Source organism: Planococcus sp. A6, from assembly GCF_028823615.1.
In the GTDB taxonomy this organism is placed as follows: Bacteria; Bacillota; Bacilli; order Bacillales_A; family Planococcaceae; genus Planococcus.
Genome location: NZ_JAPEHT010000240.1, coordinates 1 through 1,718 on the forward strand (window position 1 = coordinate 1; position 1,718 = coordinate 1,718).

1 protein-coding gene and 6 tRNA genes are annotated in these 1,718 nt (G+C 43.4%); 1 reads left to right on the forward strand and 6 read right to left on the reverse strand.

Annotated features, from left to right (window positions below; all coding sequences use genetic code 11):
• Nucleotides 1–171 precede the first annotated feature (171 nt).
• Entirely contained in the window at nucleotides 172–1,152 is a 981-nt protein-coding gene (locus ON064_RS18135; RefSeq protein ID WP_274625863.1) for a DMT family transporter, read from the forward strand.
• A 12-nt stretch (nucleotides 1,153–1,164) separates the two neighbouring features.
• Here ON064_RS18135 and ON064_RS18140 read toward each other — a convergent pair.
• From ON064_RS18140 to ON064_RS18165, 6 genes are all read right to left on the reverse strand, one after another.
• Nucleotides 1,165–1,236 (reverse strand) — tRNA-Glu (locus ON064_RS18140).
• A gap of 6 nt (nucleotides 1,237–1,242) precedes the next feature.
• Nucleotides 1,243–1,334, reverse strand: a tRNA-Ser gene (locus ON064_RS18145).
• Between the two features lie 4 nt (nucleotides 1,335–1,338).
• Nucleotides 1,339–1,413 (reverse strand) — tRNA-Asn (locus ON064_RS18150).
• A gap of 4 nt (nucleotides 1,414–1,417) precedes the next feature.
• Nucleotides 1,418–1,494 (reverse strand) — tRNA-Ile (locus ON064_RS18155).
• A gap of 5 nt (nucleotides 1,495–1,499) precedes the next feature.
• A tRNA-Gly gene (locus ON064_RS18160) sits at nucleotides 1,500–1,573 on the reverse strand.
• Nucleotides 1,574–1,577: 4 nt separating this feature from the next.
• Nucleotides 1,578–1,653, reverse strand: a tRNA-Phe gene (locus ON064_RS18165).
• Nucleotides 1,654–1,718: the final 65 nt, after the last annotated feature.

Below are 1,718 nucleotides of genomic sequence, written 5' to 3' on the forward strand. Positions count from 1 at the left end.
AAGCAGCCTAATAAAGGTGTTTTATGGTTGTCTCAAATCGCTATGTCAGTCTACATTGCCATCAGCTTTTTATTATAGAAATTGCTATGAGAAGTCTTATTAAAAATAAGAGTGGTGAAAATTTCTCGGTTGCGATATATTGTATCTAATATATTTTAAAGGGGTTTTCCTATGAAACCAATTTTATTAGGTCTTGCAGGAGCAATGTTTTTTGCAGTCACATTTATTGTTAATGCACTAATGGAGGCACAAGGAGGCCATTGGGTATGGAGCGCGTCCCTGCGTTACCTATTTATGATTCCTTTCCTCTTATTAATTGTCATGCTTAGGGGCAATTTACTTCCGCTCCTCCATGAAATGAAAAAACATAAGGTGAAATGGTTATTGTGGAGTTTCATAGGATTCGGTCTTTTTTACGCTCCCTTGTGTTTTGCAGCAGCATACTCCCCAGGATGGCTAATAGCCGGAACTTGGCAATTTACAATCATCGCTGGAACTTTACTGGCACCTCTTTTTTTAGTTAAAATTCATGTATCCGGCCAAACTGTTATGCATAGACAACACATTCCGATCAAAGGCTTATTATTTTCAACTATTATTTTAGCTGGAATAGCCCTTCTTCAACTTGACCACCTAACTGATGTCACTACTTTCACATTGCTACTTGGTTTAGTGCCGGTTTTAATCGCCGCTTTTGCTTACCCACTTGGAAATCGGAAAATGATGGAGCTTTGTGAAGGGCGTTTAGACGCATATCAACGTGTGCTTGGTATGACGATTGCTAGCCTCCCATTTTGGTTGATTCTCTCTATTTATGGTTTCTCGACAACTGGATTGCCTTCTAACTCTCAAATTTATCAATCTTTGATAGTTGCTATCAGTTCAGGAGTAATAGCGACTGTTCTATTTTTTATGGCGACCGATATGGTCAGAAATAACATGTCAAAGCTTGCCGCAGTTGAAGCCACACAATCTATGGAAGTTATATTTGCATTAATAGGTGAATTTTTTCTTTTAAGCATCGCATTTCCTTCTCCAACAGCATTAATTGGTTTAACCATGGTAATACTAGGAATGGCAATACACAGTTTCACTTCACGCAATGAACAAAAATCAGAAAAAGAAAAAAACGTCATGCATATGAATGCATGACGCTTTTTAATATGACCCCTACGGGATTCGAACCCGTGTTACCGCCGTGAAAGGGCGGTGTCTTAACCGCTTGACCAAGGGGCCAAATACTGGCGGAGAAGGAGGGATTTGAACCCTCGCGCCGGTGTTACCGACCTACACCCTTAGCAGGGGCGCCTCTTCAGCCACTTGAGTACTTCCCCAGTATGGCTCCGAAGGTAGGACTCGAACCTACGACCATCGCATTAACAGTGCGGTGCTCTACCACTGAGCTACTTCGGAACAATGGTGGGCCTAAGTGGACTCGAACCACCGACCTCACGCTTATCAGGCGTGCGCTCTAACCAGCTGAGCTATAGGCCCATTATTGGAGCGGGTGAAGGGAATCGAACCCTCATCATCAGCTTGGAAGGCTGAGGTTTTACCACTAAACTACACCCGCAATATGGTGGGTCAGGACGGAATCGAACCGCCGACACTTAGAGCTTCAATCTAATGCTCTACCGACTGAGCTACTGACCCACATATTTATAAAAATGGCGGTCCCGACCGGGATCGAACCGGCGATCTCCTGCGTGACAGGCAGG